Source organism: Rhodococcus spongiicola, from assembly GCF_004011835.1.
GTDB lineage: Bacteria > Actinomycetota > Actinomycetes > Mycobacteriales > Mycobacteriaceae > Prescottella > Prescottella spongiicola.
On record NZ_RKLN01000006.1, the window covers coordinates 1 to 25,560 of the forward strand.

28 protein-coding genes are annotated in these 25,560 nt (G+C 66.3%); 10 read left to right on the forward strand and 18 right to left on the reverse strand.

Annotated features, from left to right (window positions below; genetic code table 11):
• Positions 1 to 151: 151 nt before the first annotated feature.
• From EF834_RS15535 to EF834_RS15550, 4 genes are all read right to left on the reverse strand, one after another.
• A complete protein-coding gene (locus EF834_RS15535; protein WP_127948152.1) occupies positions 152 to 550 on the reverse strand; it encodes a DMT family transporter in 399 nt (132 codons plus the stop codon).
• A gap of 59 nt (positions 551 to 609) precedes the next feature.
• Positions 610 to 930, reverse strand: coding sequence for a DMT family transporter (locus EF834_RS15540; RefSeq protein ID WP_127948153.1), 321 nt, complete (start codon positions 928 to 930; stop codon positions 610 to 612).
• 94 nt (positions 931 to 1,024) lie between these two features.
• Positions 1,025 to 1,438 (reverse strand): MarR family winged helix-turn-helix transcriptional regulator, encoded by a 414-nt coding sequence (locus tag EF834_RS15545; protein ID WP_235871244.1) that lies wholly within the window; start codon positions 1,436 to 1,438, stop codon positions 1,025 to 1,027.
• 171 nt (positions 1,439 to 1,609) lie between these two features.
• Complete coding sequence (locus EF834_RS15550) at positions 1,610 to 2,566, reverse strand: NAD-dependent epimerase/dehydratase family protein (RefSeq protein ID WP_127948155.1); 957 nt, start codon at positions 2,564 to 2,566, stop codon at positions 1,610 to 1,612.
• A gap of 67 nt (positions 2,567 to 2,633) precedes the next feature.
• Between EF834_RS15550 and EF834_RS15555 the strand changes: the two genes are divergently transcribed.
• Entirely contained in the window at positions 2,634 to 3,245 is a 612-nt protein-coding gene (locus EF834_RS15555; protein WP_235871245.1) for a TetR/AcrR family transcriptional regulator, read from the forward strand.
• Positions 3,246 to 3,268: 23 nt separating this feature from the next.
• Here the strand turns inward: EF834_RS15555 and EF834_RS15560 are convergent, their stop codons facing one another.
• On the reverse strand, positions 3,269 to 5,116 hold the full coding sequence (locus EF834_RS15560; protein WP_127948340.1) for a galactan 5-O-arabinofuranosyltransferase: 1,848 nt from the start codon (positions 5,114 to 5,116) through the stop codon (positions 3,269 to 3,271).
• 150 nt (positions 5,117 to 5,266) lie between these two features.
• Between EF834_RS15560 and EF834_RS15565 the strand changes: the two genes are divergently transcribed.
• Positions 5,267 to 6,277, forward strand: a complete 1,011-nt coding sequence (locus EF834_RS15565) for an alpha/beta fold hydrolase (protein ID WP_127948156.1) — start codon at positions 5,267 to 5,269, stop codon at positions 6,275 to 6,277.
• A 70-nt stretch (positions 6,278 to 6,347) separates the two neighbouring features.
• On the opposite strand, the gene EF834_RS15570 is transcribed toward EF834_RS15565, so the two are convergent.
• Both EF834_RS15570 and EF834_RS15575 read right to left on the reverse strand, forming a co-directional pair.
• A complete protein-coding gene (locus EF834_RS15570; RefSeq protein ID WP_127948157.1) occupies positions 6,348 to 7,130 on the reverse strand; it encodes a decaprenylphospho-beta-D-erythro-pentofuranosid-2-ulose 2-reductase in 783 nt (260 codons plus the stop codon).
• A 36-nt stretch (positions 7,131 to 7,166) separates the two neighbouring features.
• Entirely contained in the window at positions 7,167 to 8,591 is a 1,425-nt protein-coding gene (locus EF834_RS15575) for an FAD-binding oxidoreductase (protein ID WP_127948158.1), read from the reverse strand.
• 90 nt (positions 8,592 to 8,681) lie between these two features.
• Between EF834_RS15575 and EF834_RS15580 the strand changes: the two genes are divergently transcribed.
• Together EF834_RS15580 and EF834_RS15585 are read left to right on the forward strand one after the other, a co-directional pair.
• Entirely contained in the window at positions 8,682 to 9,149 is a 468-nt protein-coding gene (locus tag EF834_RS15580) for a GtrA family protein (protein WP_328590560.1), read from the forward strand.
• Between the two features lie 86 nt (positions 9,150 to 9,235).
• Positions 9,236 to 10,084: an LLM class F420-dependent oxidoreductase gene (locus EF834_RS15585; protein ID WP_127948159.1), complete on the forward strand. Its 849-nt coding sequence runs from the start codon at positions 9,236 to 9,238 to the stop codon at positions 10,082 to 10,084.
• Positions 10,085 to 10,087: 3 nt separating this feature from the next.
• On the opposite strand, the gene EF834_RS15590 is transcribed toward EF834_RS15585, so the two are convergent.
• The 4 genes from EF834_RS15590 to EF834_RS15605 form a co-directional block, all read right to left on the reverse strand.
• Positions 10,088 to 11,188: a S1C family serine protease gene (locus tag EF834_RS15590; RefSeq protein ID WP_235871246.1), complete on the reverse strand. Its 1,101-nt coding sequence runs from the start codon at positions 11,186 to 11,188 to the stop codon at positions 10,088 to 10,090.
• 19 nt (positions 11,189 to 11,207) lie between these two features.
• Positions 11,208 to 11,804: a dTDP-4-dehydrorhamnose 3,5-epimerase family protein gene (locus EF834_RS15595; RefSeq protein ID WP_127948161.1), complete on the reverse strand. Its 597-nt coding sequence runs from the start codon at positions 11,802 to 11,804 to the stop codon at positions 11,208 to 11,210.
• 2 nt (positions 11,805 to 11,806) lie between these two features.
• The gene (gene rfbA / locus EF834_RS15600) at positions 11,807 to 12,682 is read right to left on the reverse strand and encodes a glucose-1-phosphate thymidylyltransferase RfbA (RefSeq protein ID WP_127948162.1); all 876 of its coding nucleotides are present in this window, start codon (positions 12,680 to 12,682) and stop codon (positions 11,807 to 11,809) included.
• A gap of 62 nt (positions 12,683 to 12,744) precedes the next feature.
• Positions 12,745 to 13,290, reverse strand: a complete 546-nt coding sequence (locus EF834_RS15605; protein WP_235871247.1) for a hypothetical protein — start codon at positions 13,288 to 13,290, stop codon at positions 12,745 to 12,747.
• A gap of 126 nt (positions 13,291 to 13,416) precedes the next feature.
• On the opposite strand from EF834_RS15605, the gene rfbB reads away from it, so the two are divergent.
• On the forward strand, positions 13,417 to 14,412 hold the full coding sequence (gene rfbB, locus EF834_RS15610) for a dTDP-glucose 4,6-dehydratase (protein ID WP_127948164.1): 996 nt from the start codon (positions 13,417 to 13,419) through the stop codon (positions 14,410 to 14,412).
• Positions 14,413 to 14,572: 160 nt separating this feature from the next.
• Positions 14,573 to 15,130 (forward strand): pentapeptide repeat-containing protein, encoded by a 558-nt coding sequence (locus tag EF834_RS15615; protein WP_235871248.1) that lies wholly within the window; start codon positions 14,573 to 14,575, stop codon positions 15,128 to 15,130.
• Positions 15,131 to 15,162: 32 nt separating this feature from the next.
• Here the strand turns inward: EF834_RS15615 and EF834_RS15620 are convergent, their stop codons facing one another.
• Both EF834_RS15620 and EF834_RS15625 read right to left on the reverse strand, forming a co-directional pair.
• Positions 15,163 to 16,176, reverse strand: a complete 1,014-nt coding sequence (locus EF834_RS15620) for a lysylphosphatidylglycerol synthase transmembrane domain-containing protein (RefSeq protein ID WP_127948165.1) — start codon at positions 16,174 to 16,176, stop codon at positions 15,163 to 15,165.
• A gap of 161 nt (positions 16,177 to 16,337) precedes the next feature.
• Positions 16,338 to 17,243, reverse strand: a complete 906-nt coding sequence (locus tag EF834_RS15625; protein ID WP_235871249.1) for a helix-turn-helix domain-containing GNAT family N-acetyltransferase — start codon at positions 17,241 to 17,243, stop codon at positions 16,338 to 16,340.
• A 94-nt stretch (positions 17,244 to 17,337) separates the two neighbouring features.
• On the opposite strand from EF834_RS15625, the gene EF834_RS15630 reads away from it, so the two are divergent.
• Both EF834_RS15630 and EF834_RS18755 read left to right on the forward strand, forming a co-directional pair.
• Positions 17,338 to 18,678 carry an FAD-dependent oxidoreductase gene (locus tag EF834_RS15630; protein WP_127948167.1) on the forward strand — a complete coding sequence of 447 codons (1,341 nt, stop codon included), beginning with the start codon at positions 17,338 to 17,340 and terminating at the stop codon, positions 18,676 to 18,678.
• A 4-nt stretch (positions 18,679 to 18,682) separates the two neighbouring features.
• Positions 18,683 to 18,925 carry a hypothetical protein gene (locus tag EF834_RS18755; protein ID WP_408014523.1) on the forward strand — a complete coding sequence of 81 codons (243 nt, stop codon included), beginning with the start codon at positions 18,683 to 18,685 and terminating at the stop codon, positions 18,923 to 18,925.
• A 188-nt stretch (positions 18,926 to 19,113) separates the two neighbouring features.
• On the opposite strand, the gene EF834_RS15645 is transcribed toward EF834_RS18755, so the two are convergent.
• A complete protein-coding gene (locus EF834_RS15645; RefSeq protein WP_127948168.1) occupies positions 19,114 to 19,836 on the reverse strand; it encodes a DapH/DapD/GlmU-related protein in 723 nt (240 codons plus the stop codon).
• 122 nt (positions 19,837 to 19,958) lie between these two features.
• On the opposite strand from EF834_RS15645, the gene EF834_RS15650 reads away from it, so the two are divergent.
• Both EF834_RS15650 and EF834_RS15655 read left to right on the forward strand, forming a co-directional pair.
• The gene (locus EF834_RS15650) at positions 19,959 to 21,065 is read left to right on the forward strand and encodes a DegT/DnrJ/EryC1/StrS family aminotransferase (RefSeq protein WP_127948169.1); all 1,107 of its coding nucleotides are present in this window, start codon (positions 19,959 to 19,961) and stop codon (positions 21,063 to 21,065) included.
• Complete coding sequence (locus EF834_RS15655) at positions 21,062 to 22,021, forward strand: Gfo/Idh/MocA family protein (protein ID WP_127948170.1); 960 nt, start codon at positions 21,062 to 21,064, stop codon at positions 22,019 to 22,021. Before EF834_RS15650 ends, EF834_RS15655 begins: the two co-directional genes overlap by 4 nt.
• On the opposite strand, the gene EF834_RS15660 is transcribed toward EF834_RS15655, so the two are convergent.
• From EF834_RS15660 to EF834_RS15670, 4 genes are all read right to left on the reverse strand, one after another.
• On the reverse strand, positions 22,014 to 22,901 hold the full coding sequence (locus tag EF834_RS15660; RefSeq protein WP_235871250.1) for a phosphatidylinositol-specific phospholipase C: 888 nt from the start codon (positions 22,899 to 22,901) through the stop codon (positions 22,014 to 22,016). The genes EF834_RS15655 and EF834_RS15660 overlap by 8 nt on opposite strands.
• 302 nt (positions 22,902 to 23,203) lie before the next feature.
• Positions 23,204 to 24,628, reverse strand: coding sequence for a purine-cytosine permease family protein (locus EF834_RS15665; protein ID WP_328590561.1), 1,425 nt, complete (start codon positions 24,626 to 24,628; stop codon positions 23,204 to 23,206).
• Complete coding sequence (locus tag EF834_RS18235; RefSeq protein WP_164874152.1) at positions 24,598 to 24,741, reverse strand: hypothetical protein; 144 nt, start codon at positions 24,739 to 24,741, stop codon at positions 24,598 to 24,600. The genes EF834_RS15665 and EF834_RS18235 overlap by 31 nt, the downstream gene beginning before the upstream one ends.
• Positions 24,731 to 25,432, reverse strand: a complete 702-nt coding sequence (locus EF834_RS15670) for a cysteine hydrolase family protein (protein ID WP_127948173.1) — start codon at positions 25,430 to 25,432, stop codon at positions 24,731 to 24,733. Before EF834_RS15670 ends, EF834_RS18235 begins: the two co-directional genes overlap by 11 nt.
• Between the last annotated feature and the right edge of the window lie 128 nt (positions 25,433 to 25,560).

Consider the following 25,560-nt stretch of genomic DNA (forward strand, 5'->3'; position numbering starts at 1 on the left):
GAAGCTAAGCCCTCCAGCGCCGATGGTACTGCACCCGACAGGGTGTGGGAGAGTAGGACACCGCCGAACACCCGTTCCCGAAGGCCCCCACCAAACACGGTGGGGGCCTTCGGCATACCCACACCCCGACACCGCAGGCGACGGGCATGGTTCAGTTCGCGGCCCGAGACCTCTCGTGTTGGGGGCTCTCGGCGAGCTTGAGCCACACGACCCCCGCGATGATCACGGCAAGCCAGAAGGCTTTGAGCATGGTGAGGGATTCTTCGAAGAAGACCGGGCCGAGCAAGGCCGCTCCGACGGCGCCGATGCCCGCCCAGACGGCGTAGCCGATGCCGACGTCGATCTTCTTCAGGGCGACGCTGAGGAAGAACAGGGTGAACAGGAAGAAGATGATCGCGACGCTCGACCAGGCGAGGTTCGTGAAGCCTTCGCTGCCGTTGACGCTGAGGGCGTAGCCGATCTCGAACGCTCCGGCGAGGAGCAGGGCCACCCAGGGGCCGGCCTTCTTCTCGGTGCCGGAGAGGGTGGTGTTCTGCTGTGTGGCGGTCATCGGGAAGATGTCCTTTCGCGGTAGTGGGATGAAGCCATTAGTGGGATGAGCAAGGGGCATCAGGCACCGCCGGCGAGATTGAGGCCGACGACGCCGGCGATGACGACGACGATGCCGAGGAGCTTCTTCCAGTTCAGGCGCTGGGAGAGGAAGAGGGCGCCGACGATGACGATTCCGACGCCCGCGACGGAGGTCCAGATGGCGTAGCCGACGCCGACATCGAAGGTGAGCAGGGCCAGGCTGAGAAAGAACGTGCCGATGCCGCCGGTGACGAGGGTGGCGATGGTCCACCAGAGCTTGGTGAATCCTTGTGCCTTGTCGGCGGAGATACCGACGGCGATCTCGAAGATGACTGCGATGCCCAGGTAGAGCCAGCTCATGATGGTGTGCCTTTCGATCTCGTGGAATATACCTGTCTGTACATGCAGATAGATACGCGACAAGAAGACGCCGCCGGAGTCCTGGCCTACGAGGTCAGGGTGTGACGAGGGCGCCCACCTCTGTCAGGGCGGCGGCGATGAGACGGGCATCCAGGTGGGGAAAGTGGACTGCGGGGCGGCTCAGCAGTTCTTGGACGCGGACCTCGTAGGAGGTGCGGACCTCTTTCAACAGCGCCTCTCCATGTTGCTCGATCACGGCGTAGACGCCGCGGCCGTCGTCCTCGCAGACGTCGCGGCGGGCGAGCTCCTTCGCCTCCAGTCGACTGACCAGGCGCGTCGCCGAGCTGGGATTCAACCCGACGCACTGCGCGAGGTCGTTGACACGCAATTCCTTGTCCGACGCTTGGCTCAGGAAGGTCAGCGCGCGGAACTCCGTCAGCCCGAGCCGGTAGGTATCGGCCAGCCATTTGTCCAGGCTCGAGTCGACCGCAGAGGCGAACACCGCCACCTGTGACCAGGCGACACTCGCCCTGCCTCCGAGAGAAGCATCTGGAGTAGGTAGCTGCGTGTGCACGCAACTAGAGTAACGCGGGTCCATGAGGAGTCAAAGTGTCGCGTGGGGTATCCAACGCCCGCCGGCGCCGCCCGCGCTCAGGGCCGGGGGCGCCCACGGGTTTCACTACCGAGTTGGGGTCGCCATTCCGGTGCCGAACTCGACGCCGGTGCCTTCGAGCGCCTCCCGCAGGTCGTCGAGCTTCCTCCACTCGTGTAGCCAGGTCGGCGAATCGATCGGGCTGCGCAGAAGGTGCCGAACGGCCTCTGCGGCGACGGCCGCCGTCGAACGGGATTGGCCGGGGGCTGTTGCCCAGTGACTACGCCCGGAAGCACCGTGCGCCGCGACCACCCAGCGGTCACCGCCGGGCATGTCGCCGTCCGGGAGCAATGCCGCGACCCGTGGGATCCACGTGAGCGCGGCCAACCCGATCGTTGCGAGCTTGGAATCGGTCCGAAGGTAGCTTCGTACAGGCACATCGAGAGTCGCGGTGAGTTGGTACTGGTCAGCGAAGTCCGCCCGAAGTGCGGGGAATCGGGGGTAGCCGGCCTCCTCGGGAAGCTCGAAGCGCTTGGGACGGGTGTAGTTCCGCACCCGCGACCCGTCCGGGTCCGTGAAGTGCTTGCCGAACAGCCCGTACATCCACGCCGCGCCGGCAGGCCCGCCGCCCTCGCCCGCCCCGAAGCCGATCACCACGTCCACCGGTCCGCCGCCCCGCGCTGCCTCGACCGCGAGGAGGCTGGTGATCCCGGGCGCGATCCCGACGCCGACCAGCACCGGGCCGTCGATCTGCTCGAGCTGTCGGACGTATTCGATGGTCGAGGTGATGTCCACGAATGGGATCCCTTGCCCGGCAACGGTCGCCGCCACAGCCGGGTCCTCGGTGCCGGTGCAGTTCACCACCGCCGACACGCCCTCCAACGCGGTGGTCAGTGAGGCGGGGTCGGTCACATCGACTACCCGATCCGCGCGCGTACGGTCGCGGCCCGCGGCCAGGGCTCCGATGCCCAACGTTCGCAGCCGCTCGACCAGCTCGGTACCCACCGCACCGTAGCCACCGAGGACCAATACCGATTCCGTCACACCGACCGCCTCTCCAGCAAACTAAAGCAATACTCTAGTGCGTCACTCTAGAGCTAGAGTTCATGGAGTGGCAACGCACATCGAGGACGACAAGATCCCAGCGCGGCACAAGATCCTTGCTGCCGCGGGCACCCTTTTCACCACGACCGGCTACGCGTCGACCACCATCAAGGCCATCGCCGGCGAGGCGGGCGTCGCTGTGCAAACCGTGTACTTCGTGTTCGGCAACAAACGCAGCGTGCTCGCCGCCCTCCTCGACACCTCGATCGCCGGCGACGATGAGCCGATTCCGACACTGGCGCGACCGTGGGTGGCCGAGGCGATCGCGGAGCCGGACCCGTTGTCCCAATTGCGTATTCAGGTCCACGGTGCGCGTCTGATCCTCGACCGGGCGGCACCCGTGCTGCTCGCGGTGCGGGCCGCGGCCGGTGCCGACCCCGAGGTCGCACAGCTGTGGGCTACCACCTGCGAGCAAACCGAGACGGGGCTGCGGCACCTGGCGACCGTCCTCGCCGAGAAGCTCGACCGCGTCGACGTCGACCGCATCGTCGATGTCGGGCTTGCGCTGCTGTCCCCCGAAACCCACACCCTGCTCATCGACGAACGGGGTTGGAGCCCAGAGGACTACGAACGCTGGGTGGTCGACGCACTCGCGGCCGCCGCGGGCCTCGACGTGTGATTCGGCGTCGAACCTGGCCCGAGTCAGCCGACGCGGGTCACCACCACGAACGGTCCCACCTCGTCGATCGTGAACCGCGGATCGTCGAACAGTTCCGCCGGGAACGTGACGGTGTAGCGGCGGACGTTCGGATGGTTGGGATAGACGTCCTCGGCGAGCCGGAGGGTGTACCCGTCAGCGCTCTTGCGGAGCAGGAATACATCCGGTGGGCGCCAGGGCGCTTCGTCGAGGGCGGCGATGAGCTGGTCCGGCGTTTCGAACTCGGTCCAGGTCTCGATCGCCTCCGCTCGCTGTCTGAAGTGCGCGAGCGGGTTCGCGTAGTGCGACGTCAGCGCCTGGAATCCGTAGTACGGGTAGAAGCTGAGGAAGCTGGAGTCCGAGGTGAGGATGACGGTGTCATGGCGCTCGCCGGGGCGGAGCTCCGTGATGATCCGGTCCACGTCGGCGTAGTAAGCGGCCGCGCCCGGCGGCCGCTTGTCGGCACGGACGCCGTCGCCGTCGGTGTCGGTGTAGGCGACGGTGATGTCGCTCGCGAGCACATTGGGGATGTTCTGGGCGAAGGCCAGCAGCCCGGCGAGCCCGATCACGATGATCGACGCCTTCACCCGCGGGTTCTCGCTCGTGGCGAGCACGATCCAGCGGGAGAACTCGAAGAAGCCGAACACGCCCGCGGTGCCGAGCAACAGGATCAGCACCGGTTCGAGGCGGAAGGACAGCAAAGTGGCGCCCACTGCGGTCAACGACATCGACAGCAGCGACCACAAATAGACGGCGATCACGCCGATCCCGAGCGCCTGTGCACGCCGCGACGTCATCGCGCGGCTGACCAGCCAGATCGTGCCGAGCAGGCACAGCCCCCCGGCGAGCGAGAACTGGAACATCGGAAGCGGTAGGCGCGCACCGGCGTCGGGCAGGTAATGCGTTGCAGTTCCGCTGTCGGCCGGCGATCCCTGCAGTGCCTGGAGCAGGTACGGCAGCCAGACGGTGAGGGCGATGGCGACTGCGATTGCCGCGGCCACGGCGAGTCGTAGGAGGGGATCGACTGCCGCCCGCCACGATCCCTGCGCCCGGATCGCCAGAGTGGCTGCTACCAGAGCCATGAGCGTCACCGCGAAGGCGGCGAATCCCAGGTACAGGGTGTAGAAGGCCGCCGCGACACCCAGGAACACGCCGGTGCCGACGATCGCACCCCAGCCGCCTCGCCCGGTGTTGTCCGGCCGGTGCAGCCCGCCCCACGCCAGCACCAGCACCGGGGGGATGAGAATCGCGACGACGGCGCCGTACGGCTCGGCCGAACCGTACGCGACCACGAGTGCTGCCGTCGCGAGTGCCACGACGACGGCCCAGTCGGCACGAATCAGCTTGTTCCACAACACCAGAGCCAGGACCGCAGCTACGGCTATCGAGCCGATCGCGTAGGGCTTGTAGGTCTCCCAGCCCTCCATGCCGAGCAGGTTGGCGACGCGTCCACCGATCCAGAACCAGCCCGCCGGGTAGTAGGGGGGCAGATCCGCGTACGTCATGTCATGCAGGACAGCGGAATCGGTGAGCCGGGTGAGGTATTCGGTGCGGAACTCCTGGTCGACCGAAATGCCGTGCAGGTAAAGCTTGGTCGCGCTCAGCGGCATGCCGAGCGTCACCGTCACGAACCCCGACACAGCCGCCCACGACAGCACGGTTGCCGTGCGGATCCATCGTCGGGCGCGGTAGAGGACGACGCACAGTGCGAGCACGGCTATCGTCACGACCTGGCCGACGGTCGTGACGGCATGCGTCACATTCGACGATGGGAACGCCGGCCAGGACACCTGACCGAAGGCATACAGCCCCACCGCGGAGACGACCGCGCCGACGACGGCCGCGACGATCATCTCGGCCGCGGTCCCACCGGCCAGTCGGGCAGGGGAGACGCGCGACGCTACGAGGGGCGCTGTACCTGGTTGCGACACGGAGTGAGCTTACTTGGGTATGGCCTCGGGACCCGGCTCCAGGAGGTTTGAGGCCTTCGTTAGGTTCGAGGAATGACAGACGAGCAGGCTCAGACACCCCAACGGTTCCGTGAGGCACCGCCTCAGCGGTTCCGTGAGGCACCGCCTCAGCGGTTCCGTGAGGCACCGCCTCAGGGGTTTCGTGAGGCACCGCCTCAGGGGTTTCGTGAGGCACCGCCTCAGTGGTTCCGTGAGGCACTGGCCGTCCCGGTGGAGACCGGGGTTGTCGAGGTCGAGGGCGTCGACATCCGATTCCGGGCATGGGGTGAGCCGGCCAGGCCCGGCCTGGTGCTGGTGCACGGTGGTGCGGCGCATTCGCACTGGTGGGACCACATCGGGCCGCAACTGGCGGACGACCACCGGGTCGTTGCCCTCGATCTCAGCGGTCACGGCGACAGCGGCGCCCGCGAGCGCTATTCGCTGGACCAATGGTCGCGCGAGGTGAAGGCGGTGGCGGCGGCGTCCGGCATAGACGGCGCGCCGGTGCTGGTGGGACACAGCATGGGCGGCCTCGTCTCGTTCGTCGCGGCGCATCTGTACGGCGACGAGCTGGCCGGTGTGCAGATCATCGACTCGCCGATCCGTGAGCGCACCCCGGAGGAGGAGGCGGCCCGGGTCAAGGCCGCGTTCGGGCCGAAGAAGGTCTACCCCACCAGGGAGGAGGCGCTCGCGCGGTTCCGGTTCGTGCCGCCGCAGGAGGCCGCGGTGCCGTGCGTGCGGGAACACATCGCCGAGACGTCGCTGGCGGCCGTCGAGGGTGGTTGGTCGTGGAAGTTCGACCCCGCCATGTTCGCCAGGTCCGGCAGCGACATCATGGCCGTCGCGCAGGCCCGCTGCCCGGTCGCGTACTTCCGGGCCCAGCGCGGCATCATCTCGGATGAACTGATGGAGAAGATGCGGCCGCGGTTCGGTGCGTCGGCCATCGTCACCGAGATCCCCGACGCCGGCCACCACACGATGATCGACCAGCCACTGGCGCTGGTCACGGGTATCCGGGCGGTCCTCGCCGCCTGGGCCGCGACTCCCTCGGCTTTCGCGGACTGAGCGAACGGCACGAGGGAGCGCGGCAAGGGAGCTTCCGGAAGCGGTCCGGTCGGGGTCGACCGTGGTCGGCCTAGACCGGCAGCTTGCGGAAGATCGCGCGCGGGACGTGGCGAAGCGCCATCATCACGAAGCGGAATTGACCAGGGGCCCAGACGATTTCCTTGCCCTTGTCCGATGCGGACACCGCGAGCGCGGCGACAATGTTCTTGTCGACCGTCAGCGGGGCTTCGTCCACGTGCGCGCTGAACCGGGTGCGGACCTGACCGGGCCGCACGACGGTGACCTTGGGGCCGAACGGCGCCAGGGCCTCGCCCAGACCGAGGTAGAAGCCGTCGAGGCCGGCCTTGGTGGAGCCGTACACGAAGTTGGCGCGCTTGACGCGCTCGCCGGCCACCGACGACATCGCGACGATACGGCCGAACCCCTGTGCCTTCATCTTCTCGCCGATCAGCACGCCGACGGAGACGGCGGCGGTGTAGTTGACGCCGGCGACCTGGACGGCCTTGCGCTGGTTCTGCCACAGTTCTTCGGCGTCGCCGTCGAGGCCGAAGGCAACGATCGCGATGTCCACGTCACCCGCGGAGGCTGTACCTGACGCGAGTGCCCACGCCTCGTCGATCACCTTCGGGTGGCTGTCGGTGTCCAGCGCGTCGAAGTCGATCACGTCGACCTGCGTGGCGCCCGCGGCCTTCATCTGGGCGACGGCGGCATCGCGGCCCGGATCGTTCGGCAGCGCAGCGAGAATCACGCGCAGCGGGGCCTTCTTCAGGTACTCCTCGCAGATCGCCAGGCCGATCTCGGACGTGCCACCGAGCAGCAGCAGGGTCTGGGGATTGCCCACAGCGTTGATCACCGAGTTACGCCTCCATCGAGATTGCAGTCATTGCGGTCATTGCAGTTCGAGCCTTCTGGACATGTCGGAGGCGAAAACGCCTGTGGGGTCTACGGATCGGCGAACCTTGATCCACTCGCCTATCCGCGGGTACATGGCGTGGAACGTCTCAGCCGTGGTCCGTGAGTCCTTCGCGGTGTACAGGCGGCCGCCGAACTCGAGCACGCGCTTGTCGAGTTCGGTCACGAACTCGTTGAGGCCCGGCTTGATCCGGAAGTCGACGCAGATGTTCCAGCCGGCCATCGGGAAGCTCAACGGCGCCTTGTTGCCCTCACCGAAAAGCTTGAACACGTTCAGGAACGAGTAGTGTCCCGATGCCTGGATATCGCGGATGATCTGCTTGAACTCGCGCACCGCCTCCGGCGGAACCACGAACTGGTACTGGAGGAAACCGTTGGAGCCATAGGCGCGGTTCCACTCACCGAACATGTCGAGCGGGTGGTAGAACTGCGTGAGGTTCTGCACCTTGCCACGGTAGTTGCCCGCCTTACGGAACCAGAGCTCGCCGATCATGGAGAAGTTGAACTTGTTGGCCAGACCGTTCGGGAATACGTCCGGCAGGGTCAGCAGCGTGGGCGCGTCGAACTTCAGCGGGTTCTTCTGCAGCTTCTTCGGCAACTGGTCCAGCTTCGCGAGGCTGCCGCGCGAGACCGCGGCACGGCCCAGCTTGGGCTCGGGGGCGATGGCGTCGAACCACGCACTCGAGTAGTCGTAGTTGGCCTCGCTGCCGTCGCTGTGCAACGCGATCGTCTCGTCGAGGGTGTTGGTGACGTCGCCGTCCGCGATGAAGTACGCGGTCTCGGTCGGCGTCATCTCGATGGTGGCCTCGAGGATGATGCCCGTCAGCCCCATGCCGCCGACCGTGGCCCAGAACAGTTTCGAGTTCCGGCCCGCCGGGGTGAGGGTGCGGATCTGACCGTCCGCGGTGAGCAGCTTCATTGAGCGCACGTGGTTGCCGAAGCTGCCGGCACTGTGATGGTTCTTGCCGTGGATGTCGGAGGCGATGGCGCCGCCGACCGTCACCTGCCGGGTGCCTGGCAGCACCGGAACCCACAGGCCGAACGGCAGTGCCGCCCGCATGAGCTGATCCAGGTTCACGCCGGCATCGACCTTTATCAGTCGGGTGCCGGCGTCGACGCTGTGGATCCGCTTCAGCGCGTTCATGTCGACGACGAGTCCGCCGGCGTTTTGTGCCGGGTCGCCGTACGAGCGGCCCAGGCCGCGCGCGATGACGCCGCGTCGCAGGTGCGACGGTTTCGACTCGTTCTGCTCCGCCACCTGGGCGACCGCTGCGGCGATCACCTCGACATCGGGGGTGGACAGCACCTGTGCGGTGGTCGGCGCGGTGCGTCCCCATCCGGTGAGGGTGCGGGTCTGCGTGGGGAGCGGCTCGTGAGCCGTCTTGTCTGCTGTCGTGGACATCGGCTATGAGGTTACCTGGCGATACTGGGCGCGCCGCGGGTCGAGTGTGCCGATCCACAACCTTCACGGGTGGTCGCCTACTCTCGTTGCGTGACCGGAACCCCCCACGCTGACGATCCCCACGCGCCGCTGCCGGTCGAGATCCCGGTCACCGATTCCATCGCGGACGCGGCGCTGGATCTGAAGACGCAGATCGTGCGGTTCGTTCTCACCGGCGGCGTCTCAGCGGTCGTGGATTTCGGCCTATATGTGTTGCTTCTGTTGCTGGGCCTTCCGGTACCGATCGCCAAGTCGATCAGCTTCGTCGCCGGCACCACCACCGCCTACCTGATCAACCGCCGCTGGACGTTCAAAGCCGAGCCGAGTCGGGCGCGTTTCGTTGCGGTAGTCGTACTCTATGCGCTCACGTTCTCGGTGCAGGTGGGTCTCAATCAGGTGATGTACCAAGTGTTCCCGGACGATTGGTGGCGTGTGCCGCTCGCGTTCGTCGTTGCCCAGGGGACCGCGACTGTCATCAACTTCGTCGTCCAACGTGCGGTCATCTTCAAGATCCACTGATCGTCTGCACACCGGTCCGAACCCCTCCCGATCCGTGGTTGAAAGGGTTACATTTCTGGCACCGATCAACCTGGAGGAGCCAGATCGTGCGTCACGGAGTCACCCTTTTCACCAGTGACCGAGGAATCACCCCCGCGGCGGCCGCTCGGGCCGCCGAGGAGTGTGGGTTCGACACGTTCTACGTGCCCGAACACACCCACATCCCGGTCGAGCGGGTGTCGAAGTACCCCGGTACCGACTCCACTGAGCTGCCCGAACGCTACTCGCGCATGCTCGATCCGTGGGTCTCCCTGAGTACCGCTGCGTCGGTGACCTCGCGTATCCGTCTCGGCACGTCGGTCGCGCTTGTGCTCGAGCACGACCCCATCTCCCTGGCAAAGGCGATCGCGTCGCTCGATCACCTGTCCGGAGGGCGGGTGACGCTCGGCGTCGGCTACGGCTGGAACGCAGAGGAACTCGCCGACCACGGCGTCGACCCCAAGAAGCGCCGCAGCGCGCTGCGTGAGTATCTCGAGGCGATGCAGGCGCTGTGGACGCAGGAGGAGGCGTCGTACGACGGGCAGTTCGTGAAGTTCAGTCCGAGCTGGGCGTGGCCCAAACCGATCCAGCAGCCGTGCCCGCCGGTGCTCGTCGGCGCAGGCGCGTCGGAGAAGACGTTCGCGTGGATCGCCCGCTCGGCCGACGGCTGGATCACGACGCCGAGGGATGAGGACATCGAGGACGGCATCGTCCTGCTGCAAAGGATCTGGGCCGAGGCCGGTCGTGCCGGGCAGCCCGAGATCGTCGCCCTGGCCAGCAAGCGGGACGCTGACAAGCTCGCCCGCTGGGAAGACCTCGGCGTGACCGAGGCGCTGTTCGGCATGCCCGAAGCCGAGGAAGAGCAGGTCGTCGCCTACCTGCAGCGGTTGGCCGACAGGCTGGGCCTCGGCGCGTAGTCGTCAGCGCGGCGGGCCCTCCTGCAGCACCAGCGAACCAGAGCGTGACCGGCCGGTGGCGTCGATCCACCGCAGCTCCACCCGGTCGCCGGGATGCAGCGCGATCATCCGGATCGTCAGGTCCGATGCCGACCGGATCGGGACCCCGTCGAACTCGACGATGACGTCGCCGCGGACGAGTCCGACGCCGTCGGCCGGGCCGCGGAAATCGACGTGAATCACCTCGGCGCCGGACCCTGCCCGCGATCGCACGGCCCGGTGGTCGCTGACCGTCACCCCGAGCAGCGGGGTGGGTCCGATATGGACGGTCGGTGACGCTCGACCCGACAACACCTCGTCGACGAGGGCTGTCGCGTCTTCGATCGGGATGGCATACGACTTGGGGTCGGGTGGCGCCTCGTCTCCGGGTTCGGCGGCGTTGCCGGCGCTGTTGACGCCGACGACCTCGCCGAATGCGTCGACGAGTGGCCCGCCGGAGTCTCCGGGCCGAACATTGGCGTCGATCTCGATGAGGTTCGACAGCTTGTTGCGAGAGTTGTCGGTGGTGTTGCGGGTAGTCACGCTCACCCCGACCCCGGTGACGGCGCCCGTCGCGGACAACGGGATCCCGTTACCGTCCGCATTCCCGATCGCGGTGACCGGATCGCCGACTCTTACCGACCCCGACGGTGCCAGCGCGGCGACGGGCAGACGCGCGGCCCCGGGCAGTCGCAGCACTGCCAGGTCCCGAAAACTGTCGTAGCCGACGACCTCGACGGCGTACGTCGATCGGTCATACATGCTGGTTGCTGTGATTCCGGTGCCCCCGTCAATGACATGGTGATTGGTGAGCACGAGTGCGTTGCCGTTGCCGTCGGAGCGCATCACGATCCCGGTGCCCGCCGTCGTGCCCAATTCGGTGCGGGCCGTCAGCGTGACGATCGTGGGGACGACCCGGCTTGTGAGTTCCTCCGCGGCCAGCGGGGTACGCGGTGGGGGCGCAGGCTCGATGACAGAGCTCACCGGGGGCGGTGTCGCGTCGAGCGTGCCGTGTTCGAGAGGAATCGCCGCGAGGGCTAGACCCGCCGCTGTCAGCGCTGCAATCGCAGCGCCCGCTCGGGTCATCCCCCCCATTCGCATCAGCTCAGTCGATTCCCTCCCGGTAGCGGGGGAGCAGGCCCGAGTCGAGCGCCTGCTGGAGGCGCGGCGCGGCGAGGTCCTTGTCGGACAGCGTCCACTGCAGCGTGCGGCCGTCGCGGCCGACGGTCGGCCAGTCGATGCCGATGTCCGGGTCCAACGGGCTCACCTCGTGTTCGCGTTCGGGGTCGTAGCCCGTCGAGCACAGGTACATCACCGTCGAGCCGTCCTCGAGCGAGAGGAACGCGTGCCCGAGGCCCTCGGAGATGAAGACCGCTCGACGGTCGACGTCGTCGAGGAGCACGGAATCCCACTGCCCGAACGTCGGGGACCCCGCCCGCAAATCGACGACGACGTCGAGGACCGCCCCTTTTGCGCATGTCACGTACTTGGCCTGCCCGGGTGGTGTGTCCGCGAAGTGGATACCGCGCAGCACCCCTGCCGCGGACACCGAGCAGTTGGCCTGCTGCAGATCGAGGGTGCGGCCGACCGCGGCCGAGAAGCTGGGTTCCTTGAACCATTCCAGGAACACCCCCCGGCGATCGCCCAACTGGCGGGGCGTGATCTCCCACGCCCCCGGAACCTTCAACCCCCGATACTCCATGGTCACCACTGACTGCCGCGCTCGAGCAGCTCCAGCAGATACGTGCCGTAACCGGACTTGACCAGCGGTTCAGCGCGCTCGCGCAGTTCGTCGTCGGTGATGAACCCGCGCCGCCAGGCGACCTCCTCGGGGACTCCGATCTTCAGGCCCTGCCGTTGCTCGATGGTGCGCACGAAGTTCGACGCGTCGAGCAGCGAGTCGAACGTCCCGGTGTCGAGCCACGCCGTACCGCGCGGCAGCACCTCCACCTGCAGCCGGCCGGCGGCGAGGTACGTGCGGTTGACGTCGGTGATCTCGTACTCGCCACGCTCCGACGGCTTCAGGTCGCGCGCGATCGAGACGACGTCGTTGTCGTAGAAGTACAGCCCCGGCACCGCGTAGTTCGATCGCGGTGCCGCCGGCTTCTCCTCGAGCGAGATCGCGGTGCCCGCGTCGTCGAATTCGATGACGCCGTACGCGCCGGGATCGGACACCCAGTAGCCGAACACCGCGCCGCCTTTGATGTCGTGGAAGCGGCTGAGCGTCGTGCCCAACCCCGGGCCGTAGAAGATGTTGTCGCCCAACACCAATGCGACCGAATCCGAGCGGATGTGGTTGGCGCCCAGCACGAACGCCTGCGCGAGACCGTTGGGCTCGTGCTGCATCTGGTAGCTCAGCGAGATCCCGAACCGCGAGCCGTCGCCGAGCAGGTGACGGAACTGGTCGGCGTCCCTCGGTGTCGTGATGACGAGGATGTCGCGGATCCCGGCGAGCATCAGCGTCGACAGCGGGTAGTAGATCATCGGCTTGTCGTAGACGGGCACCAGCTGCTTGCTCACACCCTGTGTGATCGGGTGCAGCCGGCTGCCCGTACCGCCGGCCAGAATGATTCCGCGCATGTAGTGCAGTGTTTCACGCGTACCCGCGTGAGCGCGGCGGAGTGCGAGGACCCGCTTCTGGTCTAGCGGTTACGCATCTGGATTGCCGCGATGGTCGCAGTCACGCACAGCGCGATCGAGGACAGCAGGAGCAGCCAGAGTCCCCATCCGATGCTGGGTCCGATCATTTGCCCGAAGAACTCCTCCTGCTCCGAGGACACGTTGACCATGTCGTAGATCGCGATTGCCAGGCCGATCACACCGACGGCCGTACCGGTCCACTGAATGCCGAACCGTGGTGGGGCGTTTCGAGCCAGTAGGACGCCGAGGGCTGCTGCCGCCGCCGCACCGAGGATCAGGGTGATCACGCCATCGCCCTCGGTGCCGTTGGCACTGAACCCGAAGATCGTCACCCAAGGTCCGACGCTGCCGATCATGACGCCGACCGTCGCGACGAGTGCCGCGATCAGCGCGGGTCGGTACGCCGGCACGGCAACGGGTACAGGACCGTACTGGGCAGGGCCGGTCGGATACCCCGCTGGCCAGGCGCCTGGTTGAGGGTGCTGCGGGGACGGTGCCTGATTTTCACCGGGGGTCGACGGGTAGCCCTCAGGGCCGGGGTGGGACATGCAGCCTCCGTGTATGTAGTAGATCGAGGTATGTAGTGGATCGAGGTATGTATCGAGATATGTAGTGGATCGAGCCGGAGCAAACGATAGCCCCCGGCACCGACGTCGTGAGTACTGTTTGTCCACATGAGGCTGCTCGTTACCGGCGGCGCCGGGTTCATCGGCGCCAACTTCGTCCACCAAACCGTCGCGGAACGACCCGACGTTCGTGTGACCGTGCTCGACGCGCTGACATATGCCGGCAACCGGGCTTCGCTGGATGCTGTCGCCGACCGGATCGACTTCGTGCACGGCGACGTCGCCGACGCGGCGGTGGTCGACCGCCTGGTCGCGGATTCCGACGCCGTCGTGCACTTCGCGGCCGAGTCCCACAACGACAATTCACTCGCCGACCCGTGGCCTTTCGTGCGTACCAACGTCGTGGGCACTTTCGCGTTGCTGCAGGCCGTCCGTGAGCACGACGTGCGCTACCACCACATCTCCACCGACGAGGTGTACGGCGACCTCGAACTCGACGACCCGGCGCGGTTCACCGAGTCCACCGCTTACAACCCATCGAGCCCGTATTCGTCGACGAAGGCATCGAGCGACATGCTGGTGCGGGCGTGGACGCGGTCGTTCGGGATCAGGGCGACGCTGTCGAACTGCTCCAACAATTACGGTCCGTTCCAGCATGTCGAGAAGTTCGTTCCGCGGCAGATCACGAACCTGCTCGACGGTGTCCGCCCGAGGTTGTACGGGCAGGGCCACAATGTGCGGGACTGGATCCACGTCGACGACCACAATCGCGCGGTATGGACGGTGCTCGAACGCGGACGGATCGGGGAGACGTATCTGATCGGCGCGGACGGCGAGGTCGACAACCGCACCGTTGTCGCGATGCTGCTCGAGATCTTCGGCAAGGACCCCGACGACTTCGATTTCGTCCCCGACCGGCCCGGACACGACCTTCGCTACGCGATCGACTCGACGCTGCTGCGGTCCGAACTCGGATGGGAGCCGCGGTACCGATCCCTGCGCAGCGGCCTCGAGGCGACCGTGCAGTGGTACGGCGACAACGAGAAGTGGTGGCGCCCGACGAAGTCGGCGACTGAAGCGGGATACTCGCGCACCGGGCAGTAGTCCCAGCAGGGGCGTAGGCACCGAACCGGCCATGTCGACGGTCTCGTCGCGGTAGCGTGACGAGCATTCGTGTCGGGATCTGTCGCTCGGTCGTCGAACCGGAGGGGGCGCTCGCATGGGGGCCGAATCGCTGAACAGTTCACACCGCAGTGTTCAGAACGTGCGCCGGACCCTCGTGTTCGCATCCGCTTTCGCGGTGTTGACAGTCGGGTTCATCGGGAATGCCGCCGCCGATCCCGTCGCGGGTGCCCCGGCGTGCTCGCCAGTGCAATTGGAAGGGTTGCTCGCCAACCTCACCGCAGCGGCCGCTCCGGATCTGGAGTTGCCGGTGCCATGTCAGGACGCGGTCAGTGTCGGCTTCGTCGGCCCCGCCGAACTGCAGGCCGGGGTTATCGGCTCCGCCGCCTCGGCCGGGCTGACCGGCCTCGCCCTCGCCACGATCGACTGGGGCAGCATCGACTGGAACAACGTCGGCCCCGACAACACCGGCTCCGGAAACGTGGGCTCGGCCAACACCGGCTCCGACAACGTGGGCTCGGCCAACACCGGCTCGGGCAACGTCGGGTCCGCGAACACCGGCTCCGGAAACGTGGGCTCGGCCAACACCGGCTCGGGCAACATCGGCTCGATGAACACCGGGTCATTCACCTACGGATCGATGAAGACCGGGATCGGCTCGTTGGCCGCGGGCTCGCTGGGCATCGGCACACTCAGCTGATCGACCGGTGTTCGATCGAGAAGCGGCCGACTTCAGTGCTGATACGCCTTGCGGGCGTGCGGCACCCGCGACTGCTCGTGCACGAGCGCATTCCGAAGGGACCGGGATCCCGCGCCCGCCGCGACGCCGCCGGCGAACACCTCGCACAGCGTGAAAAGCAGTCGCGACGTGAGCGCAAGCACGAGGGCGGTCCCGGCGTCGGTGACAGGTGCGAGCGCCGCCACGATGACCGCCTCGCGGACGCCGATGCCCGACGGGATGACGAAGACGAGCAACCCCGCGCACATCGCCAGCGAGATCGCGCCGATCGAGGCGATCAGTCGGTCAGTGCCGAAGCCGCCGAACGTCGAGGCGAGCAGCCACAGATGCACGCCGTAGGCGACCCAGCTGATCGAGCACCAGACCAGCGCCAGCCCGACTTTGTGCATTGTCAGCGGGCGTTGCAGCGGCGCGCGGCGCAGCAGCCCGAGTGCGAAATTCACGAGCCGGGTCAGCGTCGGCGGGTACGCACAGACGAGCGCGATCGGCACAAGAGCGATCACCGCGACCGCTGCCGGTGTGCCGATCTGGAAGAGCGCCGGCAGCCCCAGCAAGCCCACCATCAGCGCTGACGTCGTGCTCAAGCCGGCGGTGACGAGCACGGCGACGAATGCGGCCGCCCCGGACACGCCCGCCCGGCGTGCCAGCTCGCCCTGCAGCACGAACGCCCAGACGCTTCCCGGCAGGTACTTGCCGAGTTGGCCGACGAGATAGCAGCGGGCGGCGTCGAACGCGGGAATCGGATGCTCGAGCGCACCGAGCGTGTGCTGCCAGGCCCGGATCGCCGCACCCATGCCGAGAAAGATGAACACCGTGGAAGCGGCCATCGACCACCACTGGAGGTCGCGGATAGTTCCGCGCACCTCGGTCCACTGGGACTTCACCGCGAAACCGATCGCCAAGACGATCGCGACGGTCACCGCGACCCGCAATCCGTTGACCAGCAGGCTTCGCCTGCCGGTCGGTGGCGCCGGTCGGTCGGCGACGGAATCGGTGTCGGACGTCATTCGAGTTTCGCTCCTCGCGTGATCCGGAGGTGCTTCTCGACCAGGTGCTTCTCGACCTCAGATCGGTGCTTCCCGACCATAGCAACGGGGAGGAGGAAGCTCCGCCAACGGAGACGTCGTGTTGGTGCCCGAGTTACCCGACGCCCGTGATTGTCACGGTGTCAGCACCCTGCGCAGCTGGTGACGGCCTCGGCAGTGGACCGCCTCTCGAGCAGGACGGTGTCACGCCACTCGCCGTCGAGCTGGGCGATGCGTTCGCGGACACCGACAGTGCGGAAGCCGGCAGAGTGGTACAGCGTGATCGCGGCCCGGTTCTCCGGGAAGACCGAGGCCTGCAGGGTCCACAGGCCGGCCTTGTCCGAGGCGATCACCTGCTTCCGGAGCAGGGCCTTCCCGACACCGCGGCCATGCCAGCCGTCGGCGACACAGACCATGTTCTCCGCGACGCCGCGGTAGTACTCGTGTGACGACGCCGAAGCCAGGGCGGCCCACCCGACGACGGTGCCGTCGATCTCAGCCACCCATCGCTGAGCTGCGAGCCACCGGGCGTCCAACGTCTTGCGTGGTGGCACTTCGGTGACGAACGTGGCGAGACCAGTGGCGATGCCGTCGCCGTAGATGCGCCGCACGGCAGGCCAATCCTCGTCGGTCATCGGTCGAACGGTCACGTCGTCGGGGACATCGTCCGGACAGCACGGACGTTGCGTGAGCACCCCCATGACGGCGTCGGCCGCGCTCGGCAACCCCGTGCAGCACGACGGATTCACGACTACGACCGAGCTGGTGCCGTCCTTGTGGACGGTCACGAAGCCGACTTCTGCGAGCTTGCGGACGTGGTGCGAGACGGTCGACTGGCCGATACCCAGCCGCGCCGTCAGCTCCCCGACGCTGACCCCAGCGGGCGCGCTCGCGACCTCGTGGAGGAGTCGAACACGAGTCGGCTCGGCCAGGCACGCGAACCAGCCCGCATAGGTGGCTGCGTCATCCGCCGGCAGTCCCCCCGATGGGTGCGGGGCACCGGCGCGGGGCGGGACGAGGTCCTCGACGGAACCAGGGGAAGTAGCCATGACGAAAGTATATCGATCCACATCGATGGTTGCATTCATCGACGTTCATCGATACTTTGGCATTGATCGAAGAACATCGATGAAAGGTCGAATGATGAACGACTTGCCCGTCGTCGTGATCGGTGCCGGACCCATCGGTCTGGCCGCCGCCGCAGAACTGCGCGAACGCCAGTTGACCCCGCTGGTCTTCGAGCGGGGCCTGCGCGCAGGCCCCGCTGTGGCCGAGTGGAACCATGTGCGGCTGTTCTCCCGCTGGTCGGAGGTCATCGCCCCCGCCGCACGTCGTCTGCTCGACCAGACCGGCTGGCAGGCACCGGACGACGACGCCTACCCGACAGGGCGACAGTGGGCCACTGACTACCTCGTGCCGCTCGGCGCCGCGCTCGGTGATGCCGTCCAGTACGGGGCGGAGGTCATCGGCGTCGCCCGCCGCGGCCGCGACCGCGTCGTCGACGCCGGCCGCGACACCGAGCCGCTATCGGTGCACATCCGCCGCGCCGACGGCTCCGAGGAACGCGTGTTCGCCCAGGCGGTCATCGACGCCTCCGGAACCTGGGGCACCCCGAACCCGCTCGGCGGGGAAGGCCTGCGCGCCCCCGGTGAGAGGGCCGCCGCCGCGGCCATCGCCTACCGCGTCCCGGACCTCGCCGATCCGGCCGTGCGCGCCCAGTACGCGGGCAAGCACATCGTTATCGCCGGCAGCGGACACTCGGCACTGAGCGCGATCGTTGCCCTCGCCGATCTCGAACAGGAGGCACCCGGCACCCGCATCACCTGGCTGCTGCGCCGCGGCGACGTCGCCTCGAAGTTCGGCGGCGGCGAGGCCGATCAACTGCCCGCCCGCGGCGCATTGGGCCTCGAAGCGAAGAAGGCGGTCGACGAGGGCCTGCTGAACGTCGTCACCGGTTTCCGCACCGCCGCCGTCGAACCCGCAGAACAGGGTCGGGTTGCGCTGATCGCCGACTCCGGACAGCGGATCGACGACGTCGACCGCGTCGTGGTGCTCACCGGATTCCGCCCCGAGCTGTCCTTCCTGTCCGAGATTCGCCTCGGCCTCGACGCGGTCCTGCAGGCCCCGACAGAGTTGGCCCCGCTGATCGACCCGAACGTGCACTCCTGCGGCACCGTCTACCCGCACGGTGTCAACGAACTGAGCCACCCCGAGCCCGGCTTCTACCTGGCCGGGATGAAGAGCTACGGCCGCGCACCGACGTTCCTGGCGATGACCGGCTACGAACAGGTCCGCAGCATCGCCGCGGCCATCGCCGGCGACCACGAGTCCGCCGCGCGGGTCGAGTTGGTGCTGCCGGAGACCGGCGTCTGCGGTGGCGCGGGGTTGTTCGACGACCCGGACGCCGACGCTGCCGAGGGTGGCTGCTGCGGCCCGCCGGAAGCGGAACTGGTGACTCTGACCGCTTCTGACGGTTCTCGATAGCCAGATGACGGACGCGCAGGCCCCGCCGCAGGCCGACACGCTCCCCGCGGCCGGCCTACGGCGGGTCCTGGCGATCCTGTGCCTGACGGAAATCACCAGCTGGGGAATCCTCTACTACGCGTTCCCCGTGCTGTCGGTGACCGGCAGCTACGCCCGTGGCTACCTCGTCCTCGGCGCCATCGCACTCCTCGCAGCCCTCGTCGCGGCAGCAAGCGTCCCCCGCCGCGCCCCGAACACCACCCCCTGACCCCAAGGAGCACGAGTGTCCCTCCATGACGCCGTGTCCCTCAATGACGCCACCGGATACACACCCCACCTGCACTACCTCGCCAACATCGGCGCTCTCGACCAGGCCGGACGCCTCCTGCACCGAAAGGGCCTGTCCACCACTCACGCCGGTCTCGGCTACGTGACGGCCTGGTCATGGCTAACCAGTCATGCGGTGACCGGAAAGGTGAGCGGATTGGTAGCGCGCTCGCGCCACCACGCGAAAGCCGCTGCGAGGGACGGCGGAACGGCGCCGCCACCCCCGGTCGCATACAGTCGCGCGACTGCGTCGATGTCGGCGTCCCCGATGCCTGATCGGCTCATCCCGATGCGATTGACGCCCCGCAGCGCCACCGGGTTGCCGAACGCCTTCGCGTACGGCGGGACGTCCTTGACGACGACGGTTCCCATCCCGGTGACCACACCCGCCCCGACGATGCGGTGCTGGTGCACCACGGTGTGCATGCCGATGTTCGCGCCGTCACCGACACTGACATGGCCGGCGAACGTCGAACCGGCGGCGATCACGCACCGGTCGCCGATCTGCACGTCGTGTTCCACGGACACCCGGTTCATGACGAAGCATCCGGCGCCGACGGTCGTAGCCCGCTCGCTGCCCTGGTGGATCGTCGAGAACTCTCGGATCGTAGTACCGGGACCGATGACGATGCCGCGGTGCGGTGCCGGTTCGCGCCACGAATCCGGGTGGGCGGCGCCGAGGATCTCCGGGGGCGCACCAATGACCACGCTCGCGCCGATCCAGCACCGATCACCGATGGTCAGAGGCCCGGTGAGGACCGCGTGTGGGCCGACGGTGACGTCTGCCCCGACGGTGACGCCGTCCCCGATAACGGCGGTCGGGTGGATGTGACAGTGCGGTCCGATCGACATGTCCGACTCGAGTCCTTTCCCGGTGACGGGGGACGATATTTGGCTACGCTCAGGCAGTTGCTTCCGAACGTCGTCGAGGTGTTGTGAACTGAATCTCTGAATCTATCGGGAGGGGGCGTTCGGTGATTGCAATCTCGAGCATCGCTTTCGGAGAAGACGTAGAACAAGAGGTGCTTGACACCCTGCGGTCAGGGGTCGTCGCCCAGGGGCCCAAGGTCGAACGGTTCGAGGACGAGTTCGCGGCACTGGTCGGTGTCCGCCACGCAGTGGCCGTCAACAACGGCACCACCGCGCTGACCGGGGCTTTGCAGGTGCTCGACCTCCAGCCCGGAGACGAGGTCCTGACCAGCCCGTTCACGTTCGGCGCCACGCTCAACTCGATCCTCGATGCCGGTGCTACCGCCCGGTTCGCCGACATCACCGAAGCCGACTTCAACCTCGACCCGGCCGTGACGGCCGAACGCATCACCGACCGGACCAGGGCCCTGCTTCCGGTGCATCTGTACGGCCAGACCGCGGACATGGCGTCGCTGATGCCCCTCGCCGACCGACGCGGGCTGTCGGTCGTCGAGGACGCTTCCCAGGCGCACGGCGCGACGTTCGACGGGCGCGGCGCCGGCAGCTTCGGTGTCGGTTGTTTCTCGTTCTATGCGACGAAGAACCTCACCAGCGCCGAGGGCGGCATGATCACCACCGACGACGACACGCTCGCGGACCGCCTGCGGGTGCTGCGCAACCAGGGAATGCGCGACCGCTACGCGTACGAGATGGCGGGTCACAACTACCGGATGACCGACCTGCAGGCCAGCCTCGCGTTGCCGCAGCTCGCGTCGTACCCGGAGCAGCTCGCGGCCCGCCGACGCAACGCCGAGGCGTTGCAGGCGGGCCTGAAGGACGTCGCCGGCTTGCGCCTGCCGAGCGTGATGCCGAACCGCGAGCATGTGTGGCACCAGTTCACGCTGCTGCTGGACGACGACGCGCCGATAGACCGCGACACGCTTGCAGCGCGGCTGGCCGACAGGGGGGTCGGCAGCGGCATCTACTACCCGAGGGCGGTGTACGACTACGAGTGCTACCGCGAGCACCCCCGCGTCGTACTCGAGGACACCCCCGTCGCGACTTCGGTCGCGGCGCGGTGCCTGAGCATCCCCGTCCACGCCCGCCTGTCGGAGTCCGAGGTGGACCAGATCATCGCCGCCGCGCGCGGCGCGATGGGGGCGCGGGGATGAGCAGACCGAAGATCGCCCTGATCGGCACCGGAAAGATGGGGTCGTTGCACGCACGGGTGCTGTCTCAGTCGACGTTGGCCGACCTCTCCCTGGTCGTCGAGCCGAGCGCCGAACGGGGACGGGCAGTTTCCGAGCGGTGCGGCGCCGAGTGGGCGCCGGACTTCACCGACCTCGCCGGAGTCGACGCTGCCGTGATCGCTGCGGCCACGCCGGCGCACTACGATCTCGCCCGTCGCGTCCTCGATCTCGGCAAGCCGGTGCTCGTCGAGAAGCCGCTCGCCGCGACCTACGAGCAGAGCCTCGACGTGGTCGAGCGGTCGGCACGTGCGGACGTGCCACTGATGTGTGGCCTGCTGGAGCGCTTCAACCCCGCAGTGCGTACTGTCCGCGAGTTCGTGGGCAAGGTATGGCAGGTCACCGGAATGCGTCACTCGCCGTTCGTTTCTCGCATTCCGACCGGTGTCGGGACCGACCTGTTGATCCACGACCTGGACCTGGCGATCGGATTCGTCGGCTCGGAGCCGGTGCATACGTGTGCCGAGTTCGGCTACTTCCACCCGATCTCGATCGAGAACCGTGCTGAGGACAGTGCCGACGCAATCATGCGCTTCGAATCTGGTTCCGTGGCAACCATTTCCGCGAGCAGGATCAGCCAACGCAAGATCCGGCAGCTGTCTCTACTAGAGGCCGAACGCCTCATCGAGATCGACCTGCTGCGCCGTGACATCACCGTCTACCGGCACGTCGACGACGATCTCGTCCCTGACGGCGGCGGCTACCACCAGCAGACCATCATCGAGATCCCGACGGTCCGATACGGCGAGGAGCCGCTCGTGGCGCAGTTCGCCCATTTCGTCGGACTGCTCGACGGTACTGGCGACGTCGTGGCCGAGCGGGCATCGATCCTGCCTGCGCACCGAGCGGTCCACGACGCGACGGTGTCGGCTGTCAACTGAAGTTGCGGGCGATGATCGCCTCGACCACCGCGGCACTCGGGAAGTCCATCATCACCACGCCCGTGCGGCCAGTTCCGTTCTCGCGCAGGTAGTCCTCCGTTCGAGGCACGATTCCGGTGAAGCCCGGGGCGCCCTTGGCGATGCTGATCGGCCACACGCCACGGGCTACCGCTATGAGGTCCTCTCCACTGGTTGCATTCAGGCCGTTGACGAACATTGTCTCTGCGGGGCCCTGCGCGGCGCGCTCGAACTGTGTACGGACCTTCGACCACTTCGTCTCGATCGCGGCGAGGCTGGGAATTGTGTAGTCGTCCTGGATGTCCATGTCGGAGCCGCCCCAGCGGGGCCCGTAGACACCGGTGGCCGTGAAGCTCTGCAGGATGACGACCATGCCGCGGGTCGCGCCGAGGTCCGGGATCCGGCCGTCATAGCCGGCGGGCGGGGTCCACAGGTATTCGGCCAGGAGGTCACGAGTATCGGGGTTCTCGTGGATGTACCAGTCCAGCGTGTCCTCGTACGAACGGGTGTTCTCGGTTTCTCTGTACTCCGACGCCATCCTCATGAACACGGTCTCGCTCGGATTCTCACGCAGGAAGTCGGCGACAGTTCGTACGACGCCGGTGAAGTTTGCGTGCAGGTACTCGAGTCCGTGGTGGATCGTGAACGCATCCCGGATGTGCCGGGTGCGGATGTCGAGCACCCGGATTCCGGCGCGAAGCTGGGTGGCCAGGTCGAAATCCTGAGTGGCGCCGATGAATGACGCGCTGAAGGCCATCGTGTCGTGGGTGCCCGGCAAGGACAGCGTCGTCGGGTTCGACGTGTCGGGAAGGGCAGCCATCCAGTCGGGCGCAAACGTGGTGTCGAGGTCACTCCAACCCAAGCTGCCAGCGAGAACGTCGCTACTGCCGATGCTCGGGGCCGATGGTCTCGAGGTCGATGCAGCTGCGACAGAAGGCATTGGAATCAGCAGCAGAGGGCTGGCGGCAAGTGCCCGCAGCACTGCGCGGCGCCCAGGACGGGTTACGTCGGCCACTTGAATGGACTCCCCTCTGCGGGACATGCCCGCCTACGATCTGCGCTCCGCCGGAGGGCGATGAGCGCCGAGTATGGCAGGGAATCCAGCGCAGAGAGGGGCAATTCGGAAATTTCCGACGGGTCCGGTTCGCCCGCTCAGTCGTCTTGTCAGGACTTCGCCGGAACCATGGTCGCTACGTGGGCGCCGACTACCGGCTTGTAGCCGCCCATGCCCAACCGCGGGACGACGGTCTTACCCAACACGTAATAGGCCAGGCCGGAAACGGCCATCGCCGGCAGGGTGGCCGTCACGTAGTTGAAAACGTTCTGTCCTGCAGAGAACGTCAGGACCGAAAACCCGCTCAGCCAGCCGCCGAGGAACAGCCACACGATCATCCCGACCAGAGTGCTCGCGAAGGCGAACGGATTGAATCCGCGGACATACCAGTACGGTCCGAACCTGTCGTAGCATGCCCTCACGTCGAACTTTTGCTTGCGAAGGAAGAAATAATCGGCCAGAGCGACGGCCCAGTAGGGTCCCACGAGCAAACCGATGAATACGAGAAGGATATTGAAAAGCTCTTGCAGTGACGAGCCGAAGACGAAGATGATGGACGGTGTGGTCACCAAAAGGCAAACTACTCGATAGTTGGTGCGGGGGAAGGTGCTCAGAATTCCCGCCGATCCGGAACCCAGTAGGTGGGTTACCGCGGTCACGGTCCCAAGAATGATTATCAGCAACGACACCAACCCCAGGTCGAGCTGATTGGCCCAGAGGGCGGGATCTATTTCACCGGTCGCTAGTGTGGCCATACCGCCCACTACGGCGAACATCACTCCGGTCAACAGCAATCCGAGATATGTCCCCCAGAAGCTCGACTTCTCTGTCTTGGAGAATCGGTTCCAGGAACCGAGGTACGGGAACCACGATATCGAAAATGCAAAGACTATTTCGAACGCGTCCGCCCACCCCGCGCTGCCGTCGCCAGGATGGCGGATGATGGCGGCCATATTTCCATCATTTATTAATCTGAAGACTATGTACAGAACAAAGAAAACGAGAACCGGCACTGCGAACCGGGACACGATGAAGGCAGCCTTCTGACTGAATGTGATGATCAGCAGAGGCAGAGCGATACCGGCACCGATCGCATAGACGTAGTAGTCGCCTTCGAAGCTCACTCCTTGCCCGCTGGCAACGAGATGAGCTGCCGTGCCCGCCAGCGACGCCAGAATTCCGACCCACCCAAAGTTGATGCAGACGAGAAGCAATGTCCCGTAGGACGAGCCGCGGTGACCGAAGGCGGGGCGCAGCGACACGATCTCGTCGACGCCGTACCTGGCGCTACGCTGCGAGTTCCACGAGCAGAAAGCGTATCCGAGCATGAAGCCGGCTACGGTGACGACCAGCATGTTCCAGAACCCGAGCCCGATGCTGTAGGAGGATCCGGAGATGAAATTTGTAAGGAGGACGTTCCCCCCGGCCCACAGCCAAAATATCGAAAGGAAACCTGCGTAGCGAGCTGATTTTGGTAGGGGTGCCGAGGCGGAGGATTCCGCTCTCACGTCAGGGCCACTTGCGAAAGATGCCACCAGAGCGACAGGACGATGGGGGCGATAGCCAGGGCTAACAACCCCATCTGATCGAGTCTGGAAAGATCTTCGGACAAATATTCGTCGGAGCTGGTAACGATGTTATCGGCCATCGGTTGCTACTTTCTTGGATTCCCCCGATAGTGATGCGTAACATTCGTCCAGTCTGTCGCTCGAGTACGCGAGAAGATCGGGCGCGGTAGACTTCCAGGACGCGTAGGGAGACCCTTTCAGCTTCTTGAGTAGTTCGTGCGAATCGATGATTTCGATGCCGTACACCCAATTGCCCATGGTCAACACGGCCGACTTGTGCGCCCCCGAATTGGTGGCCGCACACGCATCTTTGACCAGCACGACGTCGTAGTTTCGCGCAAAAGCGTCGAACACCGTCGTGAGGACGCAGCCGTCGGTAACGAAGCCGACGACGATCAAAGTCTCGATCTTTTCCGTGCGGAGCAGGAGATCCAGGGGAGTCTCGTAAAATCCGCTCCATCGGTACTTGTCGATGACGACGTCGCCGAGCCTGGGCTGGACCTGATCGATTACCTCGAAGTCCGGGGTGTCGGATCGATAGAAGACCGGTCTTCCGTCGGAATCGAGAACATCATTACTTACCAGTCCCAGTTTGTCCGCTCTGCCGACGTGTCTTGTGTAGATGATCGGAATCGATAGCGATCGACATTTGTCGAGCAGTGACTCGGTGGCGTCCAAGGCCTCCTGCAGGCCGTCGATGCCGTACTTGCTTTCCTTCTGCATATCGATGACAAGCATCGCAGTGTTCTTGTCGATGTCTTTGTCGGTCATATTCAAGATCCCCACACGCGGAGTTCGTGGATCTCGCTCAGCTGCTGAGCAGTGGCTTCGGCACCGACTGGATACCAGCGGTACCGTACACCCTCGACCTACAGTACTCGCCGACAAGGGTTCTGGCT